This window comes from Variovorax sp. GW821-FHT09D04 (assembly GCF_059416405.1).
Map to the genome: position 1 here is coordinate 1 of NZ_JBWKPA010000001.1, position 25,649 is coordinate 25,649.

Sequence of the window (25,649 nt, forward strand, 5' to 3'; positions counted from 1 at the left end):
TCTTTGCTTACTTTCTTTTGGCGAAGCAAAAGAAAGTGAGTCCGCCGCCGGGCGGAACTCCCGGCCCCGGGAAGCAAACAAGCAGCAGGAGTACACACAGATCAAGCCGCCTCCTCCTCGAGCTCCGAAGAAGAAGCCCGAGCACTCCCCCCACCCAACCGATCAAACGCCAGATAAATAACAGGCGTAGTGAACAAAGTCAGCAACTGACTAACGATCAACCCCCCAAAAATCGCCAACCCCAGAGGACGCCGCAACTCCGCCCCATCCCCAAAACTGAACATCAGCGGCACAGCAGCAAACAGCGCAGCCAAAGTAGTCATCAAGATCGGCCGAAACCGCAACAACGCAGCCTGATGAATCGCCTCACGAGCCGACTTCCCCTGCGTCCGTTCCGCATCGATAGCAAAGTCGATCATCATGATCGCGTTCTTCTTCACGATGCCGATCAGCAAGATGATCCCGATGATCCCGATCACCCCCAGGTCATTGCCGGTCAGCATCAAGGCCAACAAGGCCCCAACCCCAGCAGAAGGCAACGTAGACAAGATCGTCAGCGGATGCACATAGCTCTCGTACAGCACCCCCAGCACGATGTACACACAAACCACCGCCGCCAAAATCAACCACAGCTGATTCGACAACGACTTCTCATAAGCCCCAGAAGCCCCCAGAAAAGTCATCGTCACACTGCTCGGCAGCCCGATCTCTTTAGCAGCCGCGCGAATCGCGGCAACCGATCCACCGAGCGAAACCCCCGGCGCCGTATCGAAGTTCAACGTACTCGCCGGATACTGCGCCACGTGCGTGATCTGCAACGGCGCCTGCTGCTCGCTGATCTCCGCAAACGCCGACAACGGCGTCGCCGTGCCAGACCCCGCAATGAGGTTCAGCTGCCCCAGCGTCTGCGGCGTGTTCACCATGCCGGGCTGGGCCTCGAGGATCACGCGGTACTGATTCGTCTCGGTAAAGATGGTCGACACGATCCGCTGCCCGAAGGCGCTGTACAGCGCGTCATCCACCGAGCTCGCAGTGATCGACAGCCGCGACGCCGTGTCGCGGTTCACGTTCACATACGCCGCCAGACCTTGCGCACCGGCATCGCTGCTCACGTTGCGCACCTTGTCCGATTCCTGCAGCTTCGCCACCAGCTTCTGCATCCACTCGGTGACCAGCGCGCTGTTCACGCCTTCGAGCGACACGCGGTACTCGGTCGGCCCGGTCTCGGCATCGATGGTCAGGTCCTGCGTGGGCTGCAGGTACAGCGTGAGGCCGGCCACCTGCCGCACGCGCTCGCGCAGGCGCTCCATCACCTCCTGCTGGTTGTCGTGGCTGCGGGTCAGGTTGATGAGCATGCTGCCGGTGTGCAGCATCGTGTTGTTGGCCGCGTCCACGCCGACGAAGGAGCTGAGGTTCTCGACGTCATGATCTTCAAGGATGGCGCGCGCGGCCTGCTGCTGCAGCTGCGCCATGCGCTCGAAGGAGACGTCTTGCGCGGCCTGCACGCGGGCCTGCAGCTGGCCGGTGTCCTGCGTGGGGAACAGGCCCTTGGGGATCGTGAGGTACAGCAGCACGGTCAGCACCAGCGTGAGCAGCGCCACCAGCAGCGTGAGCGGCTGGTGCGCGATCACCCAGTGCAGCGAGCGGTCGTAGCGCACCATCACGCCGTCGAAGAAACGCTGGGCGCGCGCGCCGAAGCCGGTGCCCGATGCGTCTTTCTTCGGCTCGTGCTTGAGCCAGCGCGCCGACATCATCGGCACCAGAGTGAGCGAGACCACGCCCGAGATCAGGATGGTGATCGCCAGCGTCACGGCGAACTCGCGGAACAGACGGCCCACCACGTCGCCCATGAAGAGCAGCGGAATGAGCACGGCGATGAGCGACACGGTCAGCGAGATGATGGTGAAGCCGATCTGCGTGGCGCCCTTGAACGCGGCCTGCAGGGGCTTCTCGCCCTCCTCGATGTAGCGCGCAATGTTCTCGATCATGACGATCGCGTCGTCCACCACGAAGCCGGTGGCGATGGTCAGCGCCATCAGGCTCAGGTTGTTCAGGCTGTAGCCCAGCAGGTACATCAGGCCGAAGCTGCCGATCAGCGAGATCGGCACGGCGATGCTGGCGATGACGGTGGCGCGCAGGCTGCCCAGGAAGGCAAAGATCACCAGCACCACGAGCACCACGGCCAGCACCAGCTCCATCTCGACGTGCTGCACCGACGAGCGGATGCCGGCGGTGCGGTCGCTCAGCACTTCGACCTGCAGGCCCGCGGGCATGCCGGCCTGCAGCTCGGGCAGCTGCTTCTTGATGGCGTTGACGGTGGCGATCACGTTGGCGCCGGGCTGGCGCTGCACGTTCAGGATGATGGCCGGCGTCAGCTGCACCTGCCCGTCGACCTTGCGCCCGGCCCAGGCGCCCAGCTGCGTGTTCTCGGCGCTGTTGACCACGCGCGCCACGTCGACCATGCGGATCGGCGCGCCGTTCTTGTAGCTGACGATGAGGTTCTTGTAGTCGTCGACCGTGAGCAGCTGGTCGTTCGAGTTGATGGTGTAGGCGCGCTTGGGGCCGTCGAAGCTGCCCTTGGCGCCGTTGGAGTTGGCCGCGCTGATGGCCGTGCGCAGCGAATCCAGCCCGATGCCGTTGGCCGCCAGCGCCTGCGTGTTGGCCTGGATGCGCACGGCCGGGCGCTGCCCGCCGCTGAGCGACACGAGGCCCACGCCCGAGACCTGGCTGATCTTCTGCGCGAGCCGGGTGTTCACGAGGTTCTGCACCTCGGTGAGCGGCAGCGTGTCGGAGGTGATGGCCAGCGTGAGTACCGGCGCGTCGGCCGGGTTGACCTTGGCATACACCGGCGGCGCGGGCAGGTCGGCCGGCAGCAGCGAGCCGCCGGCGTTGATGGCGGCCTGCACTTCCTGCTCGGCGACGTCCAGCGTCTGGCCCAGCGAGAACTGCAGCGTGATGATCGACACGCCCGCCGCGCTGGTCGAGCTCATGCGGTCGAGCCCCGACATCTGGCCGAACTGGCGCTCCAGCGGCGCGGTGACGGTGTTGCTCATGACCTCGGGGCTGGCCCCGGGGTAGAGCGTCTGGACCTGGATGGTCGGGTAGTCGACCTGCGGCAGCGCCGCCAGCGGCAGGAAACGGAACGCCACCAGGCCGGCCAGCACGATGGCCAGCATCAGCAGCGAGGTGGCGACCGGCCGCAGGATGAACGGGCGCGAGGGGCTCATGGGCTGCGCCGTCCCTCACCGCCGCGTTCGCCACCGCCACCGGCGCCACCGCGCTCGGCCATGCGCTGCCAGCGCTCCAGCGCGGCGGGCTCGCCGCGGTCGAGGGCTTCGAGGAAACGCTTGCGGCGTTCGAGCTGTTCAGGGTCGTCCTTGGCCGCATCGAGCATGCGCTGGCGCTGCTCGGCGGTAGGGAGCTTGGCGGGCGTGGCTGCCGGTGCGGGCGTTGTGGCCGCCGGCGCTGCGGCCGGTGCCGCCGTTCCAGCGGCGGGTGCGGCCGGTGCTTGCGAGGGCGAAGCCGGCGCCGCCGCTTCGGCCGGGCGGGCACCGCCGCCCTGAGCACCGCCAGCGCCACCCGCACCACCGCCACCTTCCTGCCGACGTCCTCCACGCCGTCCGCCCGGCGCTGCTGCGCCCGAGGCCGCACCCGCCGGCCGGTCGACCGTGGTCTGCACGCGCGCGCCGTCCTTCAGGCGGTCGCCGCCTTCGGTGACCACGGTTTCGCCGGGCTGCAGGCCCTTGGTGATGGAGGCGAAATCGACGCTCGACTCGCCGCGCGTCACCGGCCGCTGCGAGGCCGTGTTCTCGGCCGTCACCACGTACACGTAGTCGCCGTTCGGGCCGTGGCGCAGCGCCGTGACCGGCACCACCACCGCGCTGCTCACGGTGCGCAGTAGCAGCCGCAGGTTGACGAACTGGTTCGGGAACAGCGCGCCGTCGGCGTTGGTGAAGCGCGCCTTGGCCTTCACGGTGCCGGTCTGCGTGTCGACCATGTTGTCGAGCGTGGAGAAGCTGCCGTCGGCCAGCCGGCGCGTGCGCGTGCGGTCGAAGGCGGTGGTGGCGAGCGTGGCGCCCTGGCCCAGCCGCTCCTGCACCTCGGGCACGCGGTCTTGCGGAATGGCGAACTCGACGTCGATGGGCGCGATCTGCGTGATGGTGGCCACGCCGCCGGTGCTGCCGGTCGAGATGTAGTTGCCCGCGTCCACCGGCCGCAGGCCGATGCGCCCGCTCACCGGCGCCGTGATGCGGCTCCAGGCCAGGTTGAGCTTGGCGGTGTTCTCGTTGGCGCGGTCGATGGCCACGGTGCCTTCGAGCTGCTTGACCAGCGCGGCCTGGGTGTCGACGTCCTGGCGGGCGATGGAGTCCTGCCCGAGCAGCGTCTGGTAGCGCTGCAGCGTGACGCGCGCCGCGGCCAGCTGGGCCTCGTCGCGCTGGCGGGCACCGGCGGCCTGCGCCAGCGCGTTCTCGAAGGGCTGCGGATCGATGGTGGCGAGCACGTCGCCCTTCTTGACCATCTGGCCTTCCTTGAACAGCACGGCCGTGAGCACGCCCGACACCTGCGGCTGCACCGTCACGTTGGCCAGCGGCGTGACCGTGCCCAGCGCTTCGAGCTGCACCGGGATGTCGGCCTGCCGCGCGACGGCGGTGCCGACGGTGCTGGAGGCCGGGCCTCCGCCGCCCGCCCGACCGCCCGGGCCACCGCCGCCGGGGCGGCCTGCGCCTGCACCCGGCCCGCCCGCGCCCGGTGCCGGCGACTTGGAACGCTGCACCAGGTACCAGGCACCGCCCCCGAGGGCCACCAACAGAAGCAGGGCCAGCAGGCTCCCGACCCAGCGGCGCCGGCGCGCCGGAGGATGGGTCGGCGACACGACGGGTGGCAGGGGTTCGGGGGGCGTTTGGGAATCCATGGGCGGTGCGTGCGAAGGGGTGCGAAAAGGCGGCCTGAAGGGAGGCGGCCTAGAGTACAGCGCGAAATATCACTCCCGCAGTTTTCCGTGCCGTAAAGCGACGGTAAAGCTTCCGTTTGCGCGGCGCCCCGCCATCGCCGGGGTCTCCATTCGCGCCGGCGACCGGCACTTCACGCCGCCCACCCGCATTTCGTCGCATGGCCGTGGCGGGGGCCGGGCGGCATCGGCACAGTCCGCTCCATCGATTTCCTGCCCCCTTTGTCTTCTTCCAACCGAACGGAGCCTCTCATGCTGATGCAAATCCTTCTTCACACCCCGAAGTGGGTGTTCGCCGTGTTCGTCCTGCTGGCCTGGCTCGGTGGCCGGCAGCTCGTGGCCAACCGCATCGGCCTGAACCGCGTGCTGGTGATGCCGGTCGCCATGGCCGGCCTGTCGTTCTGGGGCGTGGTGTCGGTGTCCGGCGAGTCGGCCGGCGCCCTGCTCGGCTGGGCCGTGGCCGCGCTGCTGCTCATGGTGCTGGTGCTGCGCCGCCCGCTGCCGGCGACCACGCGCTACGACGCCGCGGCGCGCCAGTTCGAGGTGGCCGGCACCGCCGTGCCGCTGATGCTCATGATGGGCATCTTCTTCACCAAGTACGTGGTGGGCGTGTCGCTGGCCATGCACCCTGAGCTGCGCCACCAGGCCGCCTTCGCCCTGGGCGTGCCGGCGCTGTACGGCGCCTTCAGCGGTGTCTTCGCGGCCCGCGCCGCGCGCCTGTGGCGGCTGGCCGCCGCGTCGGGCGCGATGGTCAGCGGCGCCCGCGCGGCCTAAGATTCCGACGCCCCCCGCCCGCCCTTCGCCGCCAGGAACCGCCATGACCGTGCTCGTGTTGATCCTCAAGATTTCCATCTCGGTGGTGCTGCTTGCCTCGCTGGCCGAAGCGCTGGTGCTGTCGTGGCGCAACGGCTGGCGCAGCTACGACTGGAAGGCGGCGGGCATCTCGGTGTTCGACTTCCTGGTGCGCGAATACCCGCTGCGCTGGCTGCTGCCGCTGGCCTTCTGGGTCGGCGCCATGGACTGGCTCTACGCCCACCGGCTCTTCACGCTGCCGATGGACCACTGGACCGGCTGGCTCGCCTGCTTCGTCGGCCAGGAGTTCTGCTACTACTGGTACCACCGCGCCGCGCACCGCGTGCGCTGGTTCTGGTGCACCCATGCCGTGCACCATTCGCCGAACCAGCTGAACCTGTCGGCCGCCTACCGCTTCGGCTGGACCGGCCGGCTCACCGGCACGCTGACCTTCTTCCTGCTGGCGCCGCTGTTGGGCATGCCGCCGCGGATCATCTTGCTGATGCTCACGCTGAACCTGCTCTACCAGTTCTGGATTCACGCGACCTGGATTCCGAAGCTCGGCCCGCTCGAATGGGTGCTGAACACGCCCTCGGCCCACCGCGTGCACCACGCCTCGAACCTGGAGTACCTGGACGGCAACTACGGCGGCGTGCTGATCGTGTTCGACCGCCTGTTCGGCACCTACATCCCCGAGCGTGCCGACCTGCCCTGCCGCTACGGACTGGTGAAGCCGATCACCTCGTACAACCTGTTCGAGATCGAGTTCAGCCAATGGCGCGACCTGTGGCGCGACCTGCGCTCGGCGCGTTCGCTGCGCGCCTTCGTCGGCTACCTCGTGAAGCCGCCGGGCTGGCGGCCGGACGGGCCGGGCGAGACCACCGAGGAGCTGCGCCAGCGCGCGGCCCTGCCACCTTCACCGTCGATGCCGGCATCGGCCGCCAGCGACTTCGTTCCCCTTTCACCTGCCTCTCTCAAGGAGCTGTCATGACCCCCATGTCCTCTTCCTCTTCTTCCTCCTCTTCTTCTTCGTCCGCCGATATCGAGCGGCGCGCCCGCCGCCGCGCCGGCGCCAAGATGGGCTGGTTCATCCATGCCTTCGTCTATGTGGTTGTCAACGTCGGGCTGGTTGCGCTCGCGGCCTCGCGCGGCCACAACTGGGCCGTGTACCCGCTCATGGGCTGGGGGCTGGGCCTGCTGATCCATGGCGCCGTGGTCTGGCTCATCGCGCCCGGCGGCGGCCTGTACAACCAGCTGCTGGAACGTGAGCGCCGCGCGCTAGGTGGCGGGGACCGCCGGTGACGGCCACGGCGGACGACACGCCACGCCCGTCGCGCTTTCGCGCCGAGAACCTGCGAGACATCCTGCGGCACGGCCTGATCACGGCCGCCTTCTGCTGCGTCATCGCCGCGGCGCTGACCGTCTCGGGCATGGGCAGCTGGAGTTCGCAGATGGTGTATTCGCTGTCGATCGGAACGATCAGCTGGCTGGTCATCGACACCGGGCGCCTGTTCATCAGCGGCCACCAGAACGTGCTCTGGCCGCACGGGCCCTGGGGCTTCGTGCTGGTGGCCTTCGGTGTCACGCTGGGCTTCCTCGGCGGCGGCGCCATCGGGGACGCCTGGGTCGGTCGGCCGCTGTTCGACTTCACCGGCTTCGCCAGGCACCGGATGGTCTCCACCATCGTCATCACGCTGGCCGCCACCATCGGCATGTGCTACTTCTTCTACAGCCTCGGGCGCAGCAAGCACATGCAGCGCCAGCTCGACCTGGCCCAGCGCGACGCCACCGACGCGCGCCTCAAGCTGCTCGAAACCCAGCTCGAGCCGCACATGCTGTTCAACACGCTGGCCAACCTGCGCGTGCTGATCACCGTCGACCCGCCGCGCGCCGTGGCCATGCTCGACCGGCTCAACAGTTATTTGCGCATGACGCTCAGCGGCTCGCGCGCGCTGTCGCATCCGCTGTCGGCCGAGTTCGACCGGCTGGGCGACTACCTCGAACTGATGTCGGTTCGGATGGGCGAGCGCCTGCGCTACACGCTCGACCTGCCCGACGAGTTGCGCGACACGCCCGTGCCGCCGCTGCTGCTGCAGCCGCTGGTCGAGAACAGCATCCGCCACGGCCTCGAGCCCCAGGTCGAAGGCGGCGAGATCGCCGTGCGCGCGCGCCGCGAGGCGGGCGAACTGGTCATCGAGGTGAGCGACACCGGCGTCGGGCTCGACGCGACCCGGCCGCAGGCCTCGGAAGGCAGCGGCTTCGGGCTCGAACAGGTTCGCGAGCGGCTGGCCACCGTGTACGGCGAGCAAGGCCGCCTGAGTCTGGCCCCCGCGCCCACGGGCGGCGGGACGCGCGTCACCCTGAACCTTCCCCTGCCCGCCTGAACAGGCCCCACGACAACAACAAGACGATGCCCCTCACCGCCCTCATTGCCGAAGACGAACCCCTGCTGGCCCAGGCCCTGCAGGCCGAACTGGCCGCCGCCTGGCCTGAGTTGCGCGTGGTCGCCACCGCCCGCGACGGCCGCAGCGCCGTGCGCGAGGCGCTGCGGCTGCTGCCGCAGGTGCTGTTCTTCGACATCCGCATGCCCGGCCTGGACGGCCTGGGCGCCGCCGCCGAACTGGCCGACAGCTGGCCCACCGACGAAGCGCCGATGCCGCAGCTGGTGTTCGTGACCGCCTACGACGAATACGCCGCGCGCGCCTTCGAGGCCGAAGCCATCGACTACGTGCTCAAGCCCGTGCAGCCCGAGCGCCTGCGCAAGACCGTGGCGCGGCTGCGGCAGGCGCTGGCGGCGGCCGCGCCGTCGATGACGCCGCCCGTCCCGCCTGACGAGGTGCTGGAGCGTACGCTCGCCCAATGGCGCCAGGTGCTGGGCGCCGCCGGCGGGGCCCCGTCGGCATCGTCGGCATCGTCGGCATCGTCGTCACCGTCAGCGCCGCTGCGCATGATTGCCGCGAGCGATGCCGGCGGCGCCACCGTGCGCATGGTGCCGATCGACGAGGTGCTGTATTTCGAAGCCGCCGACAAGTACCTGCGCGTGCTCACCGCCACGCAGGAATACCTGATCCGCACGCCCCTCAAGCAACTGCTGCCCCAGCTCGATGCCGACACCTTCTGGCAGGTGCACCGGGCGGTGGTGGTGCGCAGCGCGGCCATCGAGGCGGTGCACCGCGACGAGGCCGGCAAGCTGCACCTGGCGCTGCGCGGACGGGCCGAGAAGATCCCGGTCAGCCGGCTCTACGCCCACCTGTTTCGCGCCATGTGAAATCTACGCCGCGGACGCGCAGCAAAAAGCCGGCCTTTTCGGGGCCGGCTTTTTTCATTCAGTCACGAATGGCGTTGTAAATCAGCGCCAGTGGCCGTGTCCGTGGCCATGACCGCGGTGATAACCACGACCGTAGTAGCGCGGGCCGTAATAGGCCGGCGGCGGTGCGTAGTAGACCGGTGCCGGGCGGTAGTACACCGGCGGCGGCGGACGGTAGTAGACCGGGGGCGGCGGTGCGTAATACACCGGGGCCGGCGGCGCATAGACCGGGGCCGGGTAGTAGGCGGGACCGCCCACGCCAACCGCCACGCCGGGCACGCCGACGCCGATCGACCAGCTCACGTCGCCGCGGGCGCTGGCCGAGGTGGCGGCAAACAGTGCACCGAAGGCCACCGCACCGGCGGCGGCCCATTTGAAGAGGGTAGAACGTGTGACGCTCATGATGTGGGACTCCTTGTTGGGGGGCGTTGTGCGCCCCATGTCCGTATTGAACGCTGCAATTGCAAAGCGGGTGGACGCTGCATTGTGAAGAGCGTTGCCAAAAGTAACCCCGACAGGCCCCCCTCTAGAATGACGCGATGACCTCCCCGACCGACAAAAGCGGCACCAAAACGACCGCTGCACCGAGCAATTTCCTGCGCCACGTGATCGAGAACGACCTCGCACAGGGTGCCTACGCAGGCCGCACCTGGGGCGGTTCCCCGGGCGACGCCGCCCACCACGCCCAGGGCATGCCCGACCCCGCCAAGGTGCGCATGCGCTTCCCGCCCGAGCCCAACGGCTACCTGCATATCGGCCACGCCAAGAGCATCTGGCTGAATTTCGAGCTGGCCAAGGAATACGGCGGCGTGTGCCACCTGCGCTTCGACGACACCAACCCCGAGAAGGAAGAGCAGGAGTACGTCGATTCCATCCGCGACGCCGTGAAGTGGCTCGGCTACGAAACCTACCTGGCCGACCGCCCCAGCGCGCCCGGCACGATTCAGGAACACGAGTACTTCGCCAGCAACTACTTCGACTTCATGTACGAAGCCGCCGAGTACCTGATCGGCGCCGGCCTGGCCTATGTCGACGAGCAGACGCCCGAAGAAATGCGCGCCAACCGCGGCGACTTCAACACGCCCGGCACCGACAGCCGCTTCCGCAGCCGCACGCCCGACGAGAACCTGGCGCGCTTTCGCGAGATGCGCGACGGCAAGCTCGCCGACGGCGCCGCCATCCTGCGCGCCAAGATCGACATGGCGAGCCCCAACATCAACATGCGCGACCCCGCGCTGTACCGCATCCGCCGGGCCACCCACCACAACACGGGCGACAAGTGGTGCATCTACCCGATGTACACCTACGCACACCCCATCGAAGACGCGCTGGAGCAGATCACCCACTCCATCTGCACGCTCGAGTTCGAAGACCAGCGCCCCTTCTACGACTGGCTGCTCGACCGCCTGGCCGAAGGCGGCTTGGTCGCCAGCCCGCACCCCCGCCAGTACGAATTCGCCCGCCTGAACGTGACCCACGTGATGACCAGCAAGCGCAAGCTGCGCCAACTGGTCGAAGAGAAACACGTCGACGGCTGGGACGACCCGCGCATGCCCACCATCGCCGGCCTGCGCCGCCGCGGCTACACGCCCGCCGCGCTGCAGCTGTTCTGCGAACGCAGCGGCACCACCAAGTCGGGCGGCTGGATCGAGTACGCCAGCCTCGAGGCCGCGCTGCGCGACACCCTCGACCCCGTCGCGCCGCGCGCCATGGCCGTGCTCGACCCGGTGAAGCTCGTCATCACCAACTGGGGTGAGCTGATGGGCAGCGACGATGCGCTGGACGACTGCTCCGCGCCCGTGCACCCGCACCACCCCGAAATGGGCAAGCGCGAGTTCAAGCTCGGCCGCGAAGTCTGGATCGAGCGCACCGACTACGAAGACGTGCAGCCCAAGGGCTTCTTCCGCCTGTTCCCCGGCAACAAGGTCCGCCTGAAGTACGGCCACGTCATCGAATGCACCGGCGCCACGCGCGACGCCGACGGCAAGCTCCTCGAAGTGCAGGCCACGCTGGTGCCCGACACCAAGAGCGGCACGCCCGGCGCGGACGCGATCAAGGTCAAGGGCAACATCACCTGGGTGGCCGCGGCCGATGCCGTGCAGGCCGAGGTGCGGTTGTACGAGCGCCTGTTCGCCGAAGCCAACCCCGGCGGCGGCGAGCTGCTGGACGAGCTGAACAAGCACAGCCTGGAGGTGTGCACGGCCTTCGTCGAGCCGTCGCTGGCGAAGGCCGAGCCCGGCGTGGGCATCCAGTTCGAACGGCATGGCTACTTCGTGCGCGACACGAAGGGCGGCGGTGCCGGCGGACAGGTGGTGTTCAACCGCGCGGCGGGGATGCGGGACAGCTGGGCCAAGTAAGCCCGCTGGTCGCGTTCTCCCGCAAAGCCGGGGCCGTCATGGCTCCGGCTTTTTTCTTGCGCCGAGCGTCGACAGACCCCGGCTATCCTGTCGGTTCATGAACGCTACGAGCCCTTCTTCTCGCCTGATCCGCTTCAACAAACCCTACGGCGTCCTCAGCCAGTTCACGCCCGAGGGCCGTTGGCGCGGGCTGAAGGACTTCATCGACCTCCCCGGTGTCTACGTCGCCGGCCGGCTCGATGCCGACAGCGAAGGCCTGCTGCTGCTCACCGACGACGGCAAGCTCCAGGCGCGCATCGCCGATCCGCGCTTCAAGATGGAGAAGACCTACTGGGTGCAGGTCGAGGGCGTGCCGACCGACGAAGCGCTGGCGGCGCTGCGCAACGGCGTGCAGCTCAACGACGGCCCCACGCGCCCCGCACGGGCGCGCCGGCTCGACCCGCCGCCCGCCGTGTGGCACCGCGAGCCCCCCATCCGCGAGCGCAAGCTCATTCCCACCGCGTGGCTGGAGCTGGCGATCAGCGAAGGCCGCAACCGCCAGGTGCGGCGCATGACGGCGGCCGTCGGGCTGCCGACGCTGCGCCTCATCCGCGCCGCCATCGGGCCTTACACGCTCGACGGGCTCGCGCCCGGAACCTGGCGGGAACAGAGCGGCGGCTGAGCCGCCGCACCACCAACTCTTCATTCGAATCCTGTCCATGCACATGAACCTTCCTCTCTCCGATCTCTCTTCTGCTGCATTGAACCGCCGCAGCGCCGTGCTCGGCGCCCTCGGTCTGCTGGCGCTGCCTGCCGGTGCCGCGGCCCCGGCCCCGGCCAAGAAAAACAACAAGCCGCAGGCGCCTGATGTCTGGCCGCGCGCCTTGCTGGTGCCGGGCGGCGTCGCCCGCCTGTCGCTCGGCCCCGCCGCCACGCGCCCCAAGGCTTTCGCCGGTGACGTGCCGCTGCTGGTGCTCGGCGATCCGATCGAATGGACCGCGCTGGTCGGCATTCCGCTTGCCACCCCACCCGGCGAAGCCAGCATCAGCGTGCGCGCCGAGGGCAACAAGCCCGAGCGCCAGATCGCCTACACCGTCGCCCCGAAGCAGTACCGCGAACAACGCCTGACGGTGGCGCCGCGCACGGTCGACCTGTCGCCGGAAGACGAGGCGCGCTACACCAAGGAACGCGACCACCTGACCGGCGTGATGGCCACGCTCTCCGACCTGCGCCCCGACGCCGCGCTGCAGATGCGCGTGCCCGTGCCGGGCCGCCGCTCCAGCTCGTTCGGCCTGCGCCGGGTGTTCAACGGCCAGTCGCGCAATCCGCACAGCGGCATGGACATCGCAGCCGGCACCGGCACGCCCGTGCGCGCGCCGCTGGCCGGCAAGGTGATCGACACCGGCGACTACTTCTTCAACGGCGGCACCGTCTGGGTCGACCACGGCGGCGGCCTGCTGACGATGTACTGCCACCTGAGCCGTTGGGACGTGAAGGTGGGCGACGTGCTCAAGATCGGAGACCCGTTGGCCGCGGTGGGCGCGACGGGACGGGTGACCGGGCCGCACCTGCATTGGGGGGTGATGCTGAACCGGACGATGGTGGACCCGGCGTTGTTCGTTGCGGGTTGAGGCACCCAGCCGGAACGCCGTCATGCGTGACAAAGCGCCGACCCTCTTCACCGAAGCCTGCCTCGCCTCCTCGTTCGCCCCCAACGAACGCCGCGAAGCCCTCGCTCGCCTCAACACCCTCTTGCACCCCGCCCTGCAGCGGATCGTCGCCGCCGAGGTCGCCGCGGGCAACCGCGTCGTCGATGTCGGCGTCGACTGGCCCGACGAGGGCTCGGTGCACGTCACGCTCCAAAGACACTTCACGGACCGGCACGCCGGCAAGCAGGCCGCGTTCAGCCTCTGCGACGACCCGCACTACTGGCATGCCGACTACAGCACCGCGGACAAACCGCGGCACCTGCTGATCTGCTGAACTGAAGGACGCCGCCCTCAGAGCGGCCTGGTCAGGTACACCGCCTCGCGCCCCACGATCGTGCGCTGCGCGGGCATGAAGATCGTGCAGTCGTCGCACGGCGCGCGGATTTCGTCGGGGCCGTTGGTGGCGATCAGCTCGCCCTTGGCAAAGGTCTCGAAGCCGATCAGCGGGCGCACGAAGGCGAAGTCTTCCGACTTGATCACGTGCGTCTGGAGCAGCTCGAAGCGACGCTGCTCGCCGGGCGCGGGCACGGCCGGGTCCTTGTCGATGAGGCCGAAGTGCGCCAGGAAGTCGAGCGAGATGGCGGTGGCCAGCTCGGAGGCCGAGCGCAGGAAATGCTGGCCGCACTCGGCCACCAGCGCCACGCCCTTGCCGTCGGCCCGGCCATGCTGGCCGTGCTGGATCAGCGGCGTGCCCGAGCCCAGGCCGTCGGGCATCACCAGGTGCACCGACGGGCGGCCGATGGCCATGGCGGCCTCGGCGTTGCGGTCGAAGGCCGGGTACACCCAGAACGGGATCACGGGCTGGCTCGTGGAATGGATGTCGAGGATGTGGTCGGCCGCGCTCACCACCGGGCGCAACTCGCGGGCGCGGCGCAGCTCGGGGCTGTCCTCGCTGCCGTCGAGCCATTCGGGCGACCACACGCGGTTGAGGTTGTGCACCAGCTGGCGGCTGTCGAACGGCAGCGCCTCGTTGAAGGACTCGTAGGCCGCCACGTTGGCAAAGCTGACGGTGAGCGTGCCGATCTTCGGGCGCACGCCGGTGTCGAGCAGGTGCGTGGCGGCGGTCATGCCGCAGATCTCGTTGCCGTGCGTCAGCGCGTTGATCAGCACGTGCGGGCCGGGCTTGCCGGACTCGAAGCGGTGCACGTAGTCGATGCCGACGTTGCCCTCGCGGTAGGCGGAGAGATCGCGGGGGAGGACTTCGAGGGCGGGGGGAGATTGGGTCATGGGGTGGTGAACAGGTGGGATCGGAGGCCGCCGGCAAGTTTGCTACAGCTGGCAAATTCGTGCCGTGAGCCGCAAATCCCCGGATGCGGCTCATGTCCTGAGCCGCATCGCCCTCACCAATTCACTTCGCGCTCCGGCGTCGCCGAAATGTGGTGGATCGACAGGTCCGCCCCGTCGTACTCCTCCTCCTGCGACAGCCGCAGCCCCATGGTCGCCTTGAGCACGCCGTACACCACGGCGCCGCCGATCAGCGCCCAGACTACGCCGAGCAAGGTGCCGATCAGCTGCGCCCACAGGTTCACGCCGCCGATGCCGCCCAGCGCCTGGGTGCCGAAGATGCCGGCCGCGATGCCGCCCCAGGTGCCGCACAGGCCGTGCAGCGGCCACACGCCGAGCACGTCGTCGATCTTCCATTTGTTCTGGGTGCGAGTGAACATGAAGACGAAGATGGCGCCGGCCACGCCGCCCGTCACGAGCGCGCCCAGCGGGTGCATGAGGTCGGAGCCGGCGCACACAGCCACGAGGCCGGCGAGCGGGCCGTTGTAGACGAAGCCGGGGTCGTTCTTGCCCATGGCCAGCGCCACCAGCGTGCCGCCGACCATCGCCATCAGCGAGTTGACGGCGACGAGGCCCGAGATCTTGTCGATGCTCTGCGCGCTCATCACGTTGAAACCGAACCAGCCCACGCACAGCACCCACGCGCCCAGCGCCAGGAAGGGGATGTTCGACGGCGGGTGCGCGCTGAGCGAGCCGTCGCCGCGGTAGCGGTTGCGGCGAGCGCCCAGCAGCAGCACGGCCGGCAGCGCGAGCCAGCCGCCCACGGCGTGCACGACGACCGAGCCGGCGAAGTCATGGAACTCGTGGCCGGTGACCGAAGCGATCCAGCCCTGGATGCCGAAGGCCTTGTTCCAGGCGATGCCCTCGTACAGCGGGTAGACGAAACCGACGATCACCGCGGTGGCGATCAGCTGCGGCCAGAACTTGGCGCGCTCGGCGATGCCGCCCGAGATGATGGCCGGAATGGCCGCCGCGAAGGTCAGCAGGAAGAAGAACTTCACCAGCTCGTAGCCGCTTCTTACCGACAGTTCGGTGGCGCTGACGAAGAAATGCGTGCCGTAGGCCACACCGTAGCCCACCAGGAAGTACACGATGGTCGACACCGAGAAGTCGACCAGGATCTTGACCAGCGCATTGACCTGGTTCTTCTTGCGCACGGTGCCCAGTTCCAGAAAGGCAAAGCCGGCATGCATGGCCAGGACCATGATGGCGCCGAGAAGGATGAACAGCGCGTCAGCGCCCTGTTTGAGTGCGTCCATGAGAGCTTCTTGCAGGTTTTTGGTTTGATTTGGTGCGTCGCACCCGAACGGCTCGGGGCGCCGGCGCAAGAAAGCAAAAATGGTGCCTGAAGGCTCTTGAATGGTGCAAAACGACCCAGGAATGGGCCGAATTCGCAGGGCGCGCACCGGATCGGAACGCGCCGAAACGCTCAGCCCGCGCCGCCGCGCAGCGCGTCGCGATACCGCCGGCTGCAGGGCACGCTCGTGCCGTCGTGCATGTGCAGCCGGGCGTCGCCGCCGTCGAGCGGCTCGATCTCCTTGATGCGGCCCAGGTTCACCGCGTGGCTGCGGTGCACGCGCACGAAGGTGGCGGGGTCGAGCTGGGTCAGGAAGTCGGTGAGCGTGGCGCGCAGCAGGTAGTCGTGGCCGTTGACGTGCAGGCCGACGTAGTTGCCCTCCGCCTGCAGCCAGTCGATGTCGGTGGCGGCGATGAGGAATTCGCGGCGCAGCTTGCGCACGAGAAAGCGTTCGGGGCGGGCCGGCGGCGGCGGTGCTGCCGGCGCGGGCACGTCCTGCACGGAGGGTTCGAAACCCTCCGGTTCCGCCAGCGCCTCGGGCACCGGCGCCACGCCCTCTTCTGGCGGATCGAGCACGCGCGCCTCGCCCTGCAGCCGCAGCATGAAGAGCCGGTAGGCCCACACGCCGAAGACCATCGTGGCGTAGACGCGCACGTCCTTCAGGTACTCGTAGCCCCATCGCCCCATGGCGCCGGCGAAGTCGTAGGGCTCGCCGGCGGCCGCATACACCGCGGCGCGCAGCCCGAACATCGCCGCGACGTGCGCCAGGCTCAGGAGCACGCTGGCCACCAGATGCCCGGCGAGAAAACGCACCCAGTGGTCGCGCGCCAGCGGCGACAGCCGGCGCTCCACGGCCACCAGCACCGGCACCAGCGCCAGCAGCGCGATGTGGCTCGACACCTCCCAGGTAATGACCTCCCAGTGCGCGCGCGGCACGGCGCGGCTGCGGGCGTCGATGAGCGCGACCACGGTGCTGATCGCGGCATGCACCGTCATCAGCACGATCCAGAAGCCGACTTCGACGTACCGCCGGATCGGTTCGTAGCGCTCGTACAGGTTCTTGCGCGGCTCGCTCATGCGGGGATTCTCGCGAACCGGGGGCCGGATTTCGTCCCTGAGGGCCACCGTTCGTCACAAATCCGGGCCGATCCGTCCCGGCGATGGCCCCGGAGGCGGGCGCGGGGGCCACGATGGCCGCCGTTTCCTCGTTCCAGGAGCCCGCCATGCCCTCCGATTCCGTTCCCACACCGCAGCGCCGCCACGACATCGACGCCCTGCGCGCCCTCGCCTTCCTGCTCGTCATCCTCTACCACGTGGGCATGTACTACGTGGCCGACTGGCCCTGGCACCTGAAGAGCCCGCACGCGGCCGAGTGGCTGCCGTGGCCGATGCGGGTGCTGAACCTGTGGCGCATGGACCTGGTGTTCCTGATCTCGGGCGTGTCGCTCGGCTTCCTGAGCCGGGGCCAGGGCACCTGGGGCCTGCTGCGCAGCCGGGGGCTGCGGCTGATGCTGCCGCTGGCCTTCGGCATGGCGGTGGTCGTGCCCTACCAGGCCTATGCCGAAGGCGTGGCGCGCGGGCTGGTGGCGCCGGGCTTCGGCACCTTCCTGCTGCGCTACTTGTCGATGGGCGCGCCGTGGCCCAAGGGCGCGTTCGCGGGGGCGGAGTTCGGCATCACCTGGAACCACCTCTGGTATCTGCCCTACCTGTTCCTCTACACGGCGCTGGTCGCGCTGACGCTGCCGCTGTGGCGCTCGGCGGCCGGCCAGTGGGTGCGGCGGCGCTTCAACGGGCTGCGTGGCTGGCAGCTGCTCCTGCTGCCGGCGCTGCCGCTGCTGGCGTGGACGGTGCTGCTGGCGCGGCACTTTCCGGCCACGCACAACCTGGTGTGGGACTTCCACCTGCACAGCATCTACTTCACCGTCTTCCTCTACGGCTACTGGATGGGCGTGGACACCGGCATCTGGCGCGAGCTCGAACGGCTGCGCCGCGTGTCGCTGCTGCTGGCGGTGGCGGCGATCGGCGCGTTCATCGCGCTGCGCGTCGGGGCCGTCGTTGCGCCCAAGGGCCTGTTGATGGACGTGCTGCGCACGGCCTACCTATGGCTCGCGGTCGCCACGATCCTGGGCCATGGCCACCGCCACCTGAACCGCCCCTGGCCGTGGCTGCGCTGGGCCAACGAGTCGGTCTACCCCTGGTACATGCTGCACCAGACACTGATCGTCGCCGGGGTGGCGCTGCTGGTGCCGCTGGCGCTGGGCCCGGTGTGGGAGCCCGTGGCGCTGGTCGTCGTGACGATCGCCGGCTGCTGGCTGCTGACCGACGGGCTGATCCGCCGCATCGGCTGGCTGCGCCCGCTGTTCGGGCTGAAGCGCAAGCCCGGGGCCGAGCCTGCCGTGGTGCTTACGCCGCCTGCTTCGGCTTCGGCGTCGTCGACGCCTCGTCCACCGGCACCAGGATGGCGTTCGCCGTCGCCACGAGCTTGAGCTTGTCTTCGCCCTGGCCTTCAGGCTGCGCGAACAGCTCGGCCCCGACGAACACCTGCTTGCGCCCCGCCTTCACCACGCGCCCGCGCGCCACGAAGGCCTCGCCGATGGCGGGCGAGATGCAGTTGATGGAGAAGTGCGAAGCCAGCACGCGGCCCGCCACGGTGGCGGCCGCGAAGCCGCTCACGGTGTCGAGCAGCGCGGCGATCATGCCCGCGTGCAGGAAGCCGGTGTACTGGCCCATGTCTTCCTCGCGCCATTTCATGCGCAGTTCGGCCTGCCCGTCGGCGGCCTGTGTGACGTCGAAGCCGGCCCAGCGGTTGAAGGCGGCCGAACGGTTGATGGCCTGGATCGTGTCGAGCATGGAGGGTGTCCTTTCAGGGGAGTGGATGGAAGGCGAGACCCACTCTAGGAAGTGGAACCGCCGCGCACCGTCTCTTGGGTGACCGGTTCGCCGCCGGCAGATGCCTGCGCGACAGCAGTGCGCCCGCGTCACACCGGCGTCATGAAAAAACTTCGCGACGCCTTAACCCCGTTCGCCCGCCCCGTCCGTAGAAGCGGAGATTCGTCACCGACTTTCTTCCGGAAGGCTTTCCATGTACACACCGTTCTCCGCCCGTCCCCTCCTGCGTGCCACCGCCGTCGCGGCCCTCTGGCTGGCCGCGGGCGCCGGCGCCCATGCGCAGCTGCAGGCCGATGCCTCGCGCATCACCCAGGTCAAGGTCTACCCCGGCAGCGCCACGGTGGAGCGCGTGGCGCGCGTCGCGGCGGGCAGCCGATCGGTCACCTTCGCCTGCCTGCCGGCCGGGCTCGACGTGCAGAGCCTGCAGGTGTCGGCCGGCGCGGCGGTGCGCGTGGGCGAGACCTCGGTGCTCAGCGAGGCGCGCGAGCTCTCCGCCAACTGCGCCACCAGCGCGCTCGACGGCCGCATCCGCGAACTCGAAGACCGCAAGGCCGCGTTGCAGGCCGAGACCGATGCGCTGGGCATGGTCACGGGGTATCTCAAGGGGCTGTCGGGCGGCGAGTCGGGCCCCGGCGCGCGGGCGCCGATGGACGCGCGCAACCTCGCGGCCATGACCGACGCCATGCGCCGTTCGGGCCAGGACGCGCTGCTCAAGCAGCACCAGATCCAGCGCCAGCAGACCGACCTCGACCGCCAGCTCAAGCCGCTGCTGGCCGAGCGCGGCCGCACGCAGGGCCAGGGCGCGCAGGTGACGGCCGTCACCGTCACACTGGCCGCCAGTGCCGACGCCGACGTGAAGCTCAGCTACCAGGTCAACGGCCCCGGCTGGACGCCCAGCTACCGCGCGCTGCTCGACACCACGACGCGCAAGGTGCGCATCGAGCGCCAGGCGCTGGTGGCGCAGGCCACGGGCGAGGATTGGCGCGGCGTGAAGCTGGTGCTGTCCACCGGCCAGCCGCGCCGCGAGACCACGGGGCGCACGCCGAGCGCGTGGCGCATCGGCATCGAACCGCCGCCGCGCGCGAATGCCGAGGCGGCCTACATGGCCGCGCCGATGGCCGCCGCCCCCTCGCCCATTGCCGCCGACCGCAAGATGGCCATGGAGCGCGTGCGCGAGCCGCTGTTCGACGTGAGCGTGTTCGACGACAGCTTCGCCACCGAGTTCGCCGTGCCGCAGAGCATCGACGTGCCCTCCAACGGCCAGCGCGTGACCCTGGCGCTGGGCCAGCACGAGGACACGGCGCAGCTCGCCGCACGCACCAGCCCGCGCGCGGACCCGAGCGCCTTCCTGGTCGCCGAGATGGCGCAGCCCACGGGCGTGTGGCCGGCCGGCCCGATGCAGCTGTACCGCGACGGCAACTTCGTCGGCCAGGGCCGCTGGAACGCGCCGAGCGACGCGAAGCTCACGCTCTCGTTCGGCCGCGACGAGCTGGTGCGCGTGCAGGTCGAGCCCGAGCGCGACAACCAGGGCTCGGGCGGCTTCGCGGGTTCGCGTGCCGAGCGCCAGGTGCAGCGCGCCTACGTGGTCGAGAACCGCCACCGCACGCCCATCGCGGTGCAGGTGCTGGAGGCCGCGCCGGTGTCGGTCGACGAGCAGGTGCGCGTGACCACGCGCTTTGCGCCGCAGCCCGCTGATCAAGCGTGGAACAAGCAGCCGGGGTTGGCGATGTGGCGCTTCGACCTGGACGCGGGGCAGACGGCGCGCGTGTCGGCGGACTACACGATCGGGTATCCGAAGGATGCGCGGTTGCAGATGCGCTGAGGCTGGGTTTGTTCAGGGCGAGTGCGCAGGCCACCGGGTACTTCCCTCCGCGAATGTCCCCCGGGCTTCGCCCTCCTCCTTGATTTCGCTGCGGGAAGCACCCAGTGTCCTGCGCACGGGGCACGCTGCTGGTTCTCCCCAGCGCACAGGGCTCAGAAGTCGAACTTCGCCGACACCTCGAAGGTCCGCCGCGGCGCCAGCAGCACCTGGCTCGCGGCGCGGCCGGTCCATGTCGCATAGAGCCGGTCCGTCAGGTTGCGCACGCGAAAGCTCAGCAGCGCATTCTTCAGGCGGTAGCTCACGGCCGCATCGACCGTCGTGAAGCCGTTGATGCGGATCTGGTTGGCGTTGTCGGTGTACATCGGCCCCGTGTGGTTCAGCGATGCGAAGTACTCGAACTTGGAACCGTCGGGCCTGTAGGTGGCAAAGACGTTGGCCATGCGCTCGGGCACGTTCGGCGGGGTCTTGCCCACGCGCGAGACGTTGCCGGCTTCGACCAGCGTGTCGAAGCGCGCATCGAGCGCCGCGAGGTTGCCCGCCAGCGTCCATTCGCGCGTGGGCTTCCACACGGCCGACAGCTCGAGGCCGCGTGACGACTGCCGGCCGTTGTTCACGGTGGTGGCGGCGTTGTTCGGGTCGCGCGAAAGCACGTTGTCGAGCTCGATCTTGTACAGCGCCGCGGTCCACTCCAGGTTCGCTGCGGGCAGGCTCTGCTTGAAGCCCACCTCGGCCTGCTTGCCGCGCGACATCGGGAACGCGGCGTTCGACGCCGACAGCAGGAAGAGCGAACCCACCGGCAGCGTCGCGTTGGTGTACTGCGCATACAGGCTCGACTGCGGCGACAGGTCGTACACCGCGCCGAGGCGCCCCGAGGTGGCGCGGTAGCTCGCGCCGAAGCGCGTGACGCTGCCCGCGTTGAGGTCCCAGATGCGGCGGTCGACCTCGGTGCGGTCGTGGCGCAGGCCGCCGACCAGCGTGAGGTCGCGCATCGGCTTGAACGCGTCTTCCACGAAGACCGAGGCGACTTTCACGCGCGAGAAGGTGTCGGCGCGGTTGCCCGCACCGGTGGTCAGCGCGGGGTTGTCGTCGAAGTAGCCGGTGTACGGGTCGAACACGGGCACGCGCAGTTGCGCGGCGGTGGCGGGGCTGCTGTTCGAGAAGCGGCGCTGGCTGCCGAAGCGCGTCTCGCTGTATTCGCCGCCGACGACGAAGCGGTTGTCCAGGCCGGCGATCTTTCCCTTGTGCGTGGCGTCGAAGCGGTCGAGCCAGAAGTCCTGGTCGTGCGTGATGAGCGTCTGGTCCCGCGCGATGCTGGCGGGCGGCACGAAGGTGGCGCTTTCGGAGTTGCGGAACATGCGCTTGGACTGGTTGGCCGAGAACTCGTTGCGCCACGACCAGCCGCTGTCCAGTTGCCCCGTGAGGCGCGCGCGCAGCCAGTAGGTTTCCGACGAATTCTCGTCGTCGCGCACGTTGTAGTTGGTGCGCGCCATGCGTCGGTCGATCACGCGGCCGTCGGGCGTGCTGACGACGTTCGTCGGCTGCGTGGCGAAGCTGCGCGGCACGAGCGGTGTGCCCCAGTAGGCGTCGTTGTCGTCGCGCAGGTAGTCGAACGACAGGTCGAGCTTCACCGAGCCGCCCAGGTCCACCAAGAGGCCGCTCGTGAAGTGGTCGATGCGCTCGCCGTTGCGGTCGATGGTGCCCACCTTTGTGTCGTTGCGGCTGTAGTCGAGCCGGTAGGCGCTGGCCTCGCCCAGCGCGCCGCCGAAGCCGAAGGCCGCGCGCGTGGAACCGTAGCTGCCGTACGAGAGCAGCGCCTCCTTGTGCGGGTTGCTGCGGTCGGGCCGCTTGGTCACGAAGTTGACGATGCCGCCGATGGCGCCCTCGCCGTCGAGCACCGAGGCCGGGCCCTTGAGCACTTCGATGCGCTCGTAGTTCCAGGTGTCCTGCACGCGGTTGGTGACGCCCGCGCCCGAGCTGCGCACGCCGTCGTACAGGTACATGAGGCTGGTGAAGCCGCGCAGCGACAGCGTGGTCGGCGACGACGGGGGGCCGCCGCCCGAGAGGCCCGCCATGCCGCGCAACGCCTCGCTGAAGGTGCGCGCGCCGCGTTGCTGGATCGCGTCCTGCGACAGGATCTCGACCGAGGCCGGCGTCTCGCGCACCGACAGGCCCAGGCGCGAAGCCGAGCCGCTCGACTCGTCGAGGTGCAGGCTGTTCGCGTCTCGGCTGCCTTCGATGGTGACGGTGCCGAGTTCGGCGTTGTTGCGGCTGTCTTGTGCAGAGGCGACTTGCAAGGCGGTGAAGGCGGCCAGCGCGACGGTGGTGCGGGTGAACGGGGTCATGGAGCGGTGCGTGGAAGAAATGAAGAAAGCGTCAGGCCACCGAGAAGCGCCGCAGCCGCCAGGCCGCGAGGCCGAACAGCAGCAGGCTCGGCACCAGCAGTTGCAGCACGGCCAGCGCGGCCTGCCCGCGCACGAGGTCGGCGGGCTCCTCGTGCCAGGCGAAGGTGGGCATGCGGTCGAAGTCGGCCGGGGCGAGCGCATCGCGCGCGTCGATGCGCGGGAAGAAGAAGGCCTTCCAGGCCTCGTGGTGCGCCACGGTCTGCGCGTCGAAGCGCGCATGGCGGCGCGCGCCGTTGCCGGCCAGCGCAGTCATGCCTTCGTAGGCCACGGCCGCCGGCGACACGGCGCCGAAGCGGCCCACCAGCGCCTGCTGTGCCGCCTGCTGCGCGTCGAAGCGCGCGAGCGCGGGTCGGATCGCTTCGTCGACCTCGCGCTGGATGCGGTAGTTGGCCAGCGAGCGGCCGGCGATCTCGATCTTGCCGTCGCGCGGCACGAGGATCGCGCCCTGCCCCACGTGCTGGTACTCGGTGCCCAGCAGGTCCTGGTAGCGCTTCATCGCCTCGGCCGTGACCACGCGCTGGCGCGTGGCCAGTTCGGTGCGCGAGGGCGCGGGGCTAGCCTGCGTGACGGCCAGGTTGAGCAGCACCGGCGCCACCAGCACCAGCAGCACCCAGGCGATGACCAGCACCATCGCGTTCGTCGCCGACGAGGCGCCGAAGGCGTTCACCGCCACCACCAGCGCGAACCAGAACAGCGCATAGGCGCCCACCAGCAGCGCCCACCACAGCGTGGCGCTGCCCGCGCCGCCCGCCGTGAGCCCCGCATGGCGCGCGATCCACAGCACGGCCACCGGCAGCAGCACGGCGGGGCCCAGCAACACTGCGGCGCGCACCGTGAGCTTGCCCGCGAGCAGCGTGCGCAAGCGCAGCGGTTGCGACAGCAGCAGGCGCAGGGTGCCGTTCTCGCGCTCGGCCGACAGCAGGTTGTAGCTGAGCGCGAAGATGAGCAGCGGCAGCAGGTAGACGATGACGAAGGCCAGGTCGAAATGCCCGCTCAGCAGGTGCCAGGGGTTCTCGATGTCGCTGGGGTTCATGAACACCACGCGGCTCTGGTTCGTGACCTGGTACTGGCTCGGGAACAGGTCGCTCTGCCCCAGCGCGACCGGGCCCAGCGGCGCGGTCGGCAGCAGCACGTGCTGGCCGCCGTAGCCGCTGGCCATGCGCGAAGGATCAGCCGGATTCTCGAAGGGCGTGGGCTGCGCGGTGCCGGTCAGGATGGCTTCGAGCAAGGTGCGCTGCGCGGTGCGGGTGTCGCGGTCGGCCTGTGCCACCGCGGCCTGCGCGCGGTCGCGCTGGGCGGTCTGCAGCAGGCCGTTGCCCAGCGCATAGGCCACGAGCAAGAGGAACAGCGCGCCGACGACCCAGAGGCCGCGCTCGGCGAGCATCAAACGAACTTCCTGGCGCATCACGGCCAGCAGGCGGCGGCCTTGGGGAGGATGGATGGACATGGTTGGCATCCCCTCTCAGAGCGCGCGCTGGCGCAAGGTGGCGAAGGCCGCGAACGCCGCCGCGAGCAGCAGGCCGGCGCACAGCACGAGGAAGCTGCGCGCCTGGTGCCGCAGCGCCCACCCGGCCCCCGGCGGGTGGTAGTCGAAGGGCGGCACGGTGGCCCAGAGCTCAGGCGTGGCCTGGTAGGAGAAGTGGCGGTCGCCGAGCGGATCGGCATGCGCCACGAGGTCCTTGCTCATCAGGTCCTGGATGTGGCGGCGGTGCAGCTCGGCCGCCGTGGTGAAGCGGCGGTGGTGCGAGAAGTCGGTGCCCGCCATGCCCATCGAGAAGCTGCGCACCGCGAGCAGCGGCAGCAGCAGGCCGCCCCACTCCTGCACTTTCTGCTGCTGTTCCCAGGTGTCCCACAGGCGGCCGTAGTGGCGGTCGTACACGGGGTACGAGGCCTGGTCGTCCAGGCGCAGCGCAATGCCCCACTTGCTCAGCGGCACGTCGCGCCCCCAGCGCTCGGTGGTGCCGAAGTTCTGCTGCCAGACCTGGTTCGACACGGCCTTGAGTTCCGCGCCCAGCGCTTTGTTGAATTCGAGCCGCGTCGGGCTCGGATACCAGGTGCGCGAAAGCTCGGACAGCACGCGCGGCGCCATCACGGCCTGCCCGATCCACAGCGCGAGCAGCACGGTGATCGCCATGCGCGAGGTCGACGACAGCGCCGACACACCCAGCACGAGGCACACGAAGATGCCGAGGTAGACCGCGTAGCCCAGCGACCACGCGCCCAGCCGCAGCAGCGCATCGACGCGCCCGCCCGGCTCCGCGCCCACCGCCACGGCCACAGCCGCGACCAGTGCCGCCGGCACCAGCAGCACCGCGAGCAGCGCCGACAGCGCGAGCGCCTTGCCGGCCAGCAGGCGCAGCGGCGCCACGCCCAGGCTCAGCGTCTGGCGCAGGATGCCCTGCTCGCGCTCGCCCGCGAAGGCGTTGAAGCCCAGCACGATCACCAGCAGCGGGCCGAGCACCTGCAAGATCCAGCCGACCGAGAGGTTGCCGAAACGCTGCAGGCCGGTCGCGTCCTGCGCGGCATTGAACTTGACCTCGCTCTGGCGGTGCGCCTGCAGCCACACGGTGCTGCCGATGTAGGGGTTGATGCCCGCATCGACCATCGACAGCGGCGGCTCGGGCTTGAAGGCGTGCATGCCCTGGTGCGCGGCGTCGTGCGGGTGGCGCTTGTCCTGGTGCAGCCAGTCGCGGTAGTCCATGGCCTGCGCGGCCACCTGCTCGGCATGCGCGCCGCGCTGGTGCGCCCAGCCGACGGCCAGCGCGGTGAAGAGCAGCACGGCCACGAGCCCGCCGGCCCAGTACAGGCGGCCGTCGCGCAGGCGTTCGGTGAATTCGCGTCGGGCGATCCAGCGCATCGTCAT

The 25,649-nt window shown here is 69.5% G+C and carries 21 protein-coding genes; 11 read left to right on the forward strand and 10 right to left on the reverse strand.

From position 1 onward, the window contains the following. Positions 1 to 101 precede the first annotated feature (101 nt). Positions 102 to 3,227: an efflux RND transporter permease subunit gene (locus AC07O4_RS00005; protein WP_495303375.1), complete on the reverse strand. Its 3,126-nt coding sequence runs from the start codon at positions 3,225 to 3,227 to the stop codon at positions 102 to 104. Then, positions 3,224 to 4,912, reverse strand: a complete 1,689-nt coding sequence (locus tag AC07O4_RS00010) for an efflux RND transporter periplasmic adaptor subunit (protein WP_495303376.1) — start codon at positions 4,910 to 4,912, stop codon at positions 3,224 to 3,226. The genes AC07O4_RS00005 and AC07O4_RS00010 overlap by 4 nt, the downstream gene beginning before the upstream one ends. Positions 4,913 to 5,200: 288 nt before the next feature. Between AC07O4_RS00010 and AC07O4_RS00015 the strand changes: the two genes are divergently transcribed. The 5 genes from AC07O4_RS00015 to AC07O4_RS00035 are packed head-to-tail and all read left to right on the forward strand — an operon-like array spanning position 5,201 to position 9,008. Then, entirely contained in the window at positions 5,201 to 5,722 is a 522-nt protein-coding gene (locus tag AC07O4_RS00015) for a DUF6622 family protein (RefSeq protein ID WP_495303377.1), read from the forward strand. 43 nt (positions 5,723 to 5,765) lie between these two features. Then, complete coding sequence (locus AC07O4_RS00020; protein ID WP_495303378.1) at positions 5,766 to 6,731, forward strand: sterol desaturase family protein; 966 nt, start codon at positions 5,766 to 5,768, stop codon at positions 6,729 to 6,731. Beyond that, entirely contained in the window at positions 6,728 to 7,042 is a 315-nt protein-coding gene (locus AC07O4_RS00025) for a 2TM domain-containing protein (protein WP_495303379.1), read from the forward strand. Before AC07O4_RS00020 ends, AC07O4_RS00025 begins: the two co-directional genes overlap by 4 nt. Then, entirely contained in the window at positions 7,039 to 8,124 is a 1,086-nt protein-coding gene (locus AC07O4_RS00030; RefSeq protein ID WP_495303380.1) for a sensor histidine kinase, read from the forward strand. The genes AC07O4_RS00025 and AC07O4_RS00030 overlap by 4 nt, the downstream gene beginning before the upstream one ends. Positions 8,125 to 8,150: 26 nt before the next feature. After that, positions 8,151 to 9,008: a LytR/AlgR family response regulator transcription factor gene (locus AC07O4_RS00035; protein ID WP_495303381.1), complete on the forward strand. Its 858-nt coding sequence runs from the start codon at positions 8,151 to 8,153 to the stop codon at positions 9,006 to 9,008. A gap of 81 nt (positions 9,009 to 9,089) precedes the next feature. Here the strand turns inward: AC07O4_RS00035 and AC07O4_RS00040 are convergent, their stop codons facing one another. Beyond that, positions 9,090 to 9,449, reverse strand: a complete 360-nt coding sequence (locus tag AC07O4_RS00040) for a hypothetical protein (RefSeq protein WP_070062581.1) — start codon at positions 9,447 to 9,449, stop codon at positions 9,090 to 9,092. A 137-nt stretch (positions 9,450 to 9,586) separates the two neighbouring features. Between AC07O4_RS00040 and AC07O4_RS00045 the strand changes: the two genes are divergently transcribed. From AC07O4_RS00045 to AC07O4_RS00060, 4 genes are all read left to right on the forward strand, one after another. Next, on the forward strand, positions 9,587 to 11,404 hold the full coding sequence (locus AC07O4_RS00045; protein WP_495303382.1) for a glutamine--tRNA ligase/YqeY domain fusion protein: 1,818 nt from the start codon (positions 9,587 to 9,589) through the stop codon (positions 11,402 to 11,404). Between the two features lie 97 nt (positions 11,405 to 11,501). Further along, positions 11,502 to 12,065: a pseudouridine synthase gene (locus tag AC07O4_RS00050; RefSeq protein ID WP_495303383.1), complete on the forward strand. Its 564-nt coding sequence runs from the start codon at positions 11,502 to 11,504 to the stop codon at positions 12,063 to 12,065. Between the two features lie 43 nt (positions 12,066 to 12,108). Continuing rightward, positions 12,109 to 13,014, forward strand: a complete 906-nt coding sequence (locus AC07O4_RS00055) for a peptidoglycan DD-metalloendopeptidase family protein (RefSeq protein ID WP_495303384.1) — start codon at positions 12,109 to 12,111, stop codon at positions 13,012 to 13,014. Between the two features lie 22 nt (positions 13,015 to 13,036). Beyond that, on the forward strand, positions 13,037 to 13,366 hold the full coding sequence (locus AC07O4_RS00060; protein ID WP_495303385.1) for a hypothetical protein: 330 nt from the start codon (positions 13,037 to 13,039) through the stop codon (positions 13,364 to 13,366). Positions 13,367 to 13,383: 17 nt separating this feature from the next. Here AC07O4_RS00060 and AC07O4_RS00065 read toward each other — a convergent pair whose 3' ends face one another. From AC07O4_RS00065 to AC07O4_RS00075, 3 genes are all read right to left on the reverse strand, one after another. Then, positions 13,384 to 14,319, reverse strand: coding sequence for a M14 family metallopeptidase (locus AC07O4_RS00065; RefSeq protein WP_095948925.1), 936 nt, complete (start codon positions 14,317 to 14,319; stop codon positions 13,384 to 13,386). 113 nt (positions 14,320 to 14,432) lie between these two features. Further along, a complete protein-coding gene (locus tag AC07O4_RS00070) occupies positions 14,433 to 15,635 on the reverse strand; it encodes an ammonium transporter (protein WP_495303386.1) in 1,203 nt (400 codons plus the stop codon). Between the two features lie 170 nt (positions 15,636 to 15,805). Next, positions 15,806 to 16,750: a LytTR family DNA-binding domain-containing protein gene (locus AC07O4_RS00075; protein WP_495303387.1), complete on the reverse strand. Its 945-nt coding sequence runs from the start codon at positions 16,748 to 16,750 to the stop codon at positions 15,806 to 15,808. A 146-nt stretch (positions 16,751 to 16,896) separates the two neighbouring features. Between AC07O4_RS00075 and AC07O4_RS00080 the strand changes: the two genes are divergently transcribed. Next, positions 16,897 to 18,159 (forward strand): acyltransferase family protein, encoded by a 1,263-nt coding sequence (locus AC07O4_RS00080; protein ID WP_495303388.1) that lies wholly within the window; start codon positions 16,897 to 16,899, stop codon positions 18,157 to 18,159. Here AC07O4_RS00080 and AC07O4_RS00085 read toward each other — a convergent pair. After that, complete coding sequence (locus tag AC07O4_RS00085; protein WP_062476955.1) at positions 18,077 to 18,523, reverse strand: PaaI family thioesterase; 447 nt, start codon at positions 18,521 to 18,523, stop codon at positions 18,077 to 18,079. The genes AC07O4_RS00080 and AC07O4_RS00085 overlap by 83 nt on opposite strands. Before the next feature lie 232 nt (positions 18,524 to 18,755). On the opposite strand from AC07O4_RS00085, the gene AC07O4_RS00090 reads away from it, so the two are divergent. Continuing rightward, a complete protein-coding gene (locus tag AC07O4_RS00090) occupies positions 18,756 to 20,384 on the forward strand; it encodes a DUF4139 domain-containing protein (RefSeq protein WP_495303389.1) in 1,629 nt (542 codons plus the stop codon). Positions 20,385 to 20,536: 152 nt separating this feature from the next. Here AC07O4_RS00090 and AC07O4_RS00095 read toward each other — a convergent pair whose 3' ends face one another. From AC07O4_RS00095 to AC07O4_RS00105, 3 genes are read right to left on the reverse strand one after another with little or no spacing between them, the layout of a single operon-like run. Continuing rightward, entirely contained in the window at positions 20,537 to 22,726 is a 2,190-nt protein-coding gene (locus AC07O4_RS00095) for a TonB-dependent receptor (protein WP_495303390.1), read from the reverse strand. Positions 22,727 to 22,757: 31 nt separating this feature from the next. After that, the gene (locus AC07O4_RS00100; protein WP_495303391.1) at positions 22,758 to 24,233 is read right to left on the reverse strand and encodes an ABC transporter permease subunit; all 1,476 of its coding nucleotides are present in this window, start codon (positions 24,231 to 24,233) and stop codon (positions 22,758 to 22,760) included. Positions 24,234 to 24,248: 15 nt separating this feature from the next. After that, on the reverse strand, positions 24,249 to 25,649 hold the full coding sequence (locus AC07O4_RS00105) for an ABC transporter permease subunit (protein WP_495303392.1): 1,401 nt from the start codon (positions 25,647 to 25,649) through the stop codon (positions 24,249 to 24,251).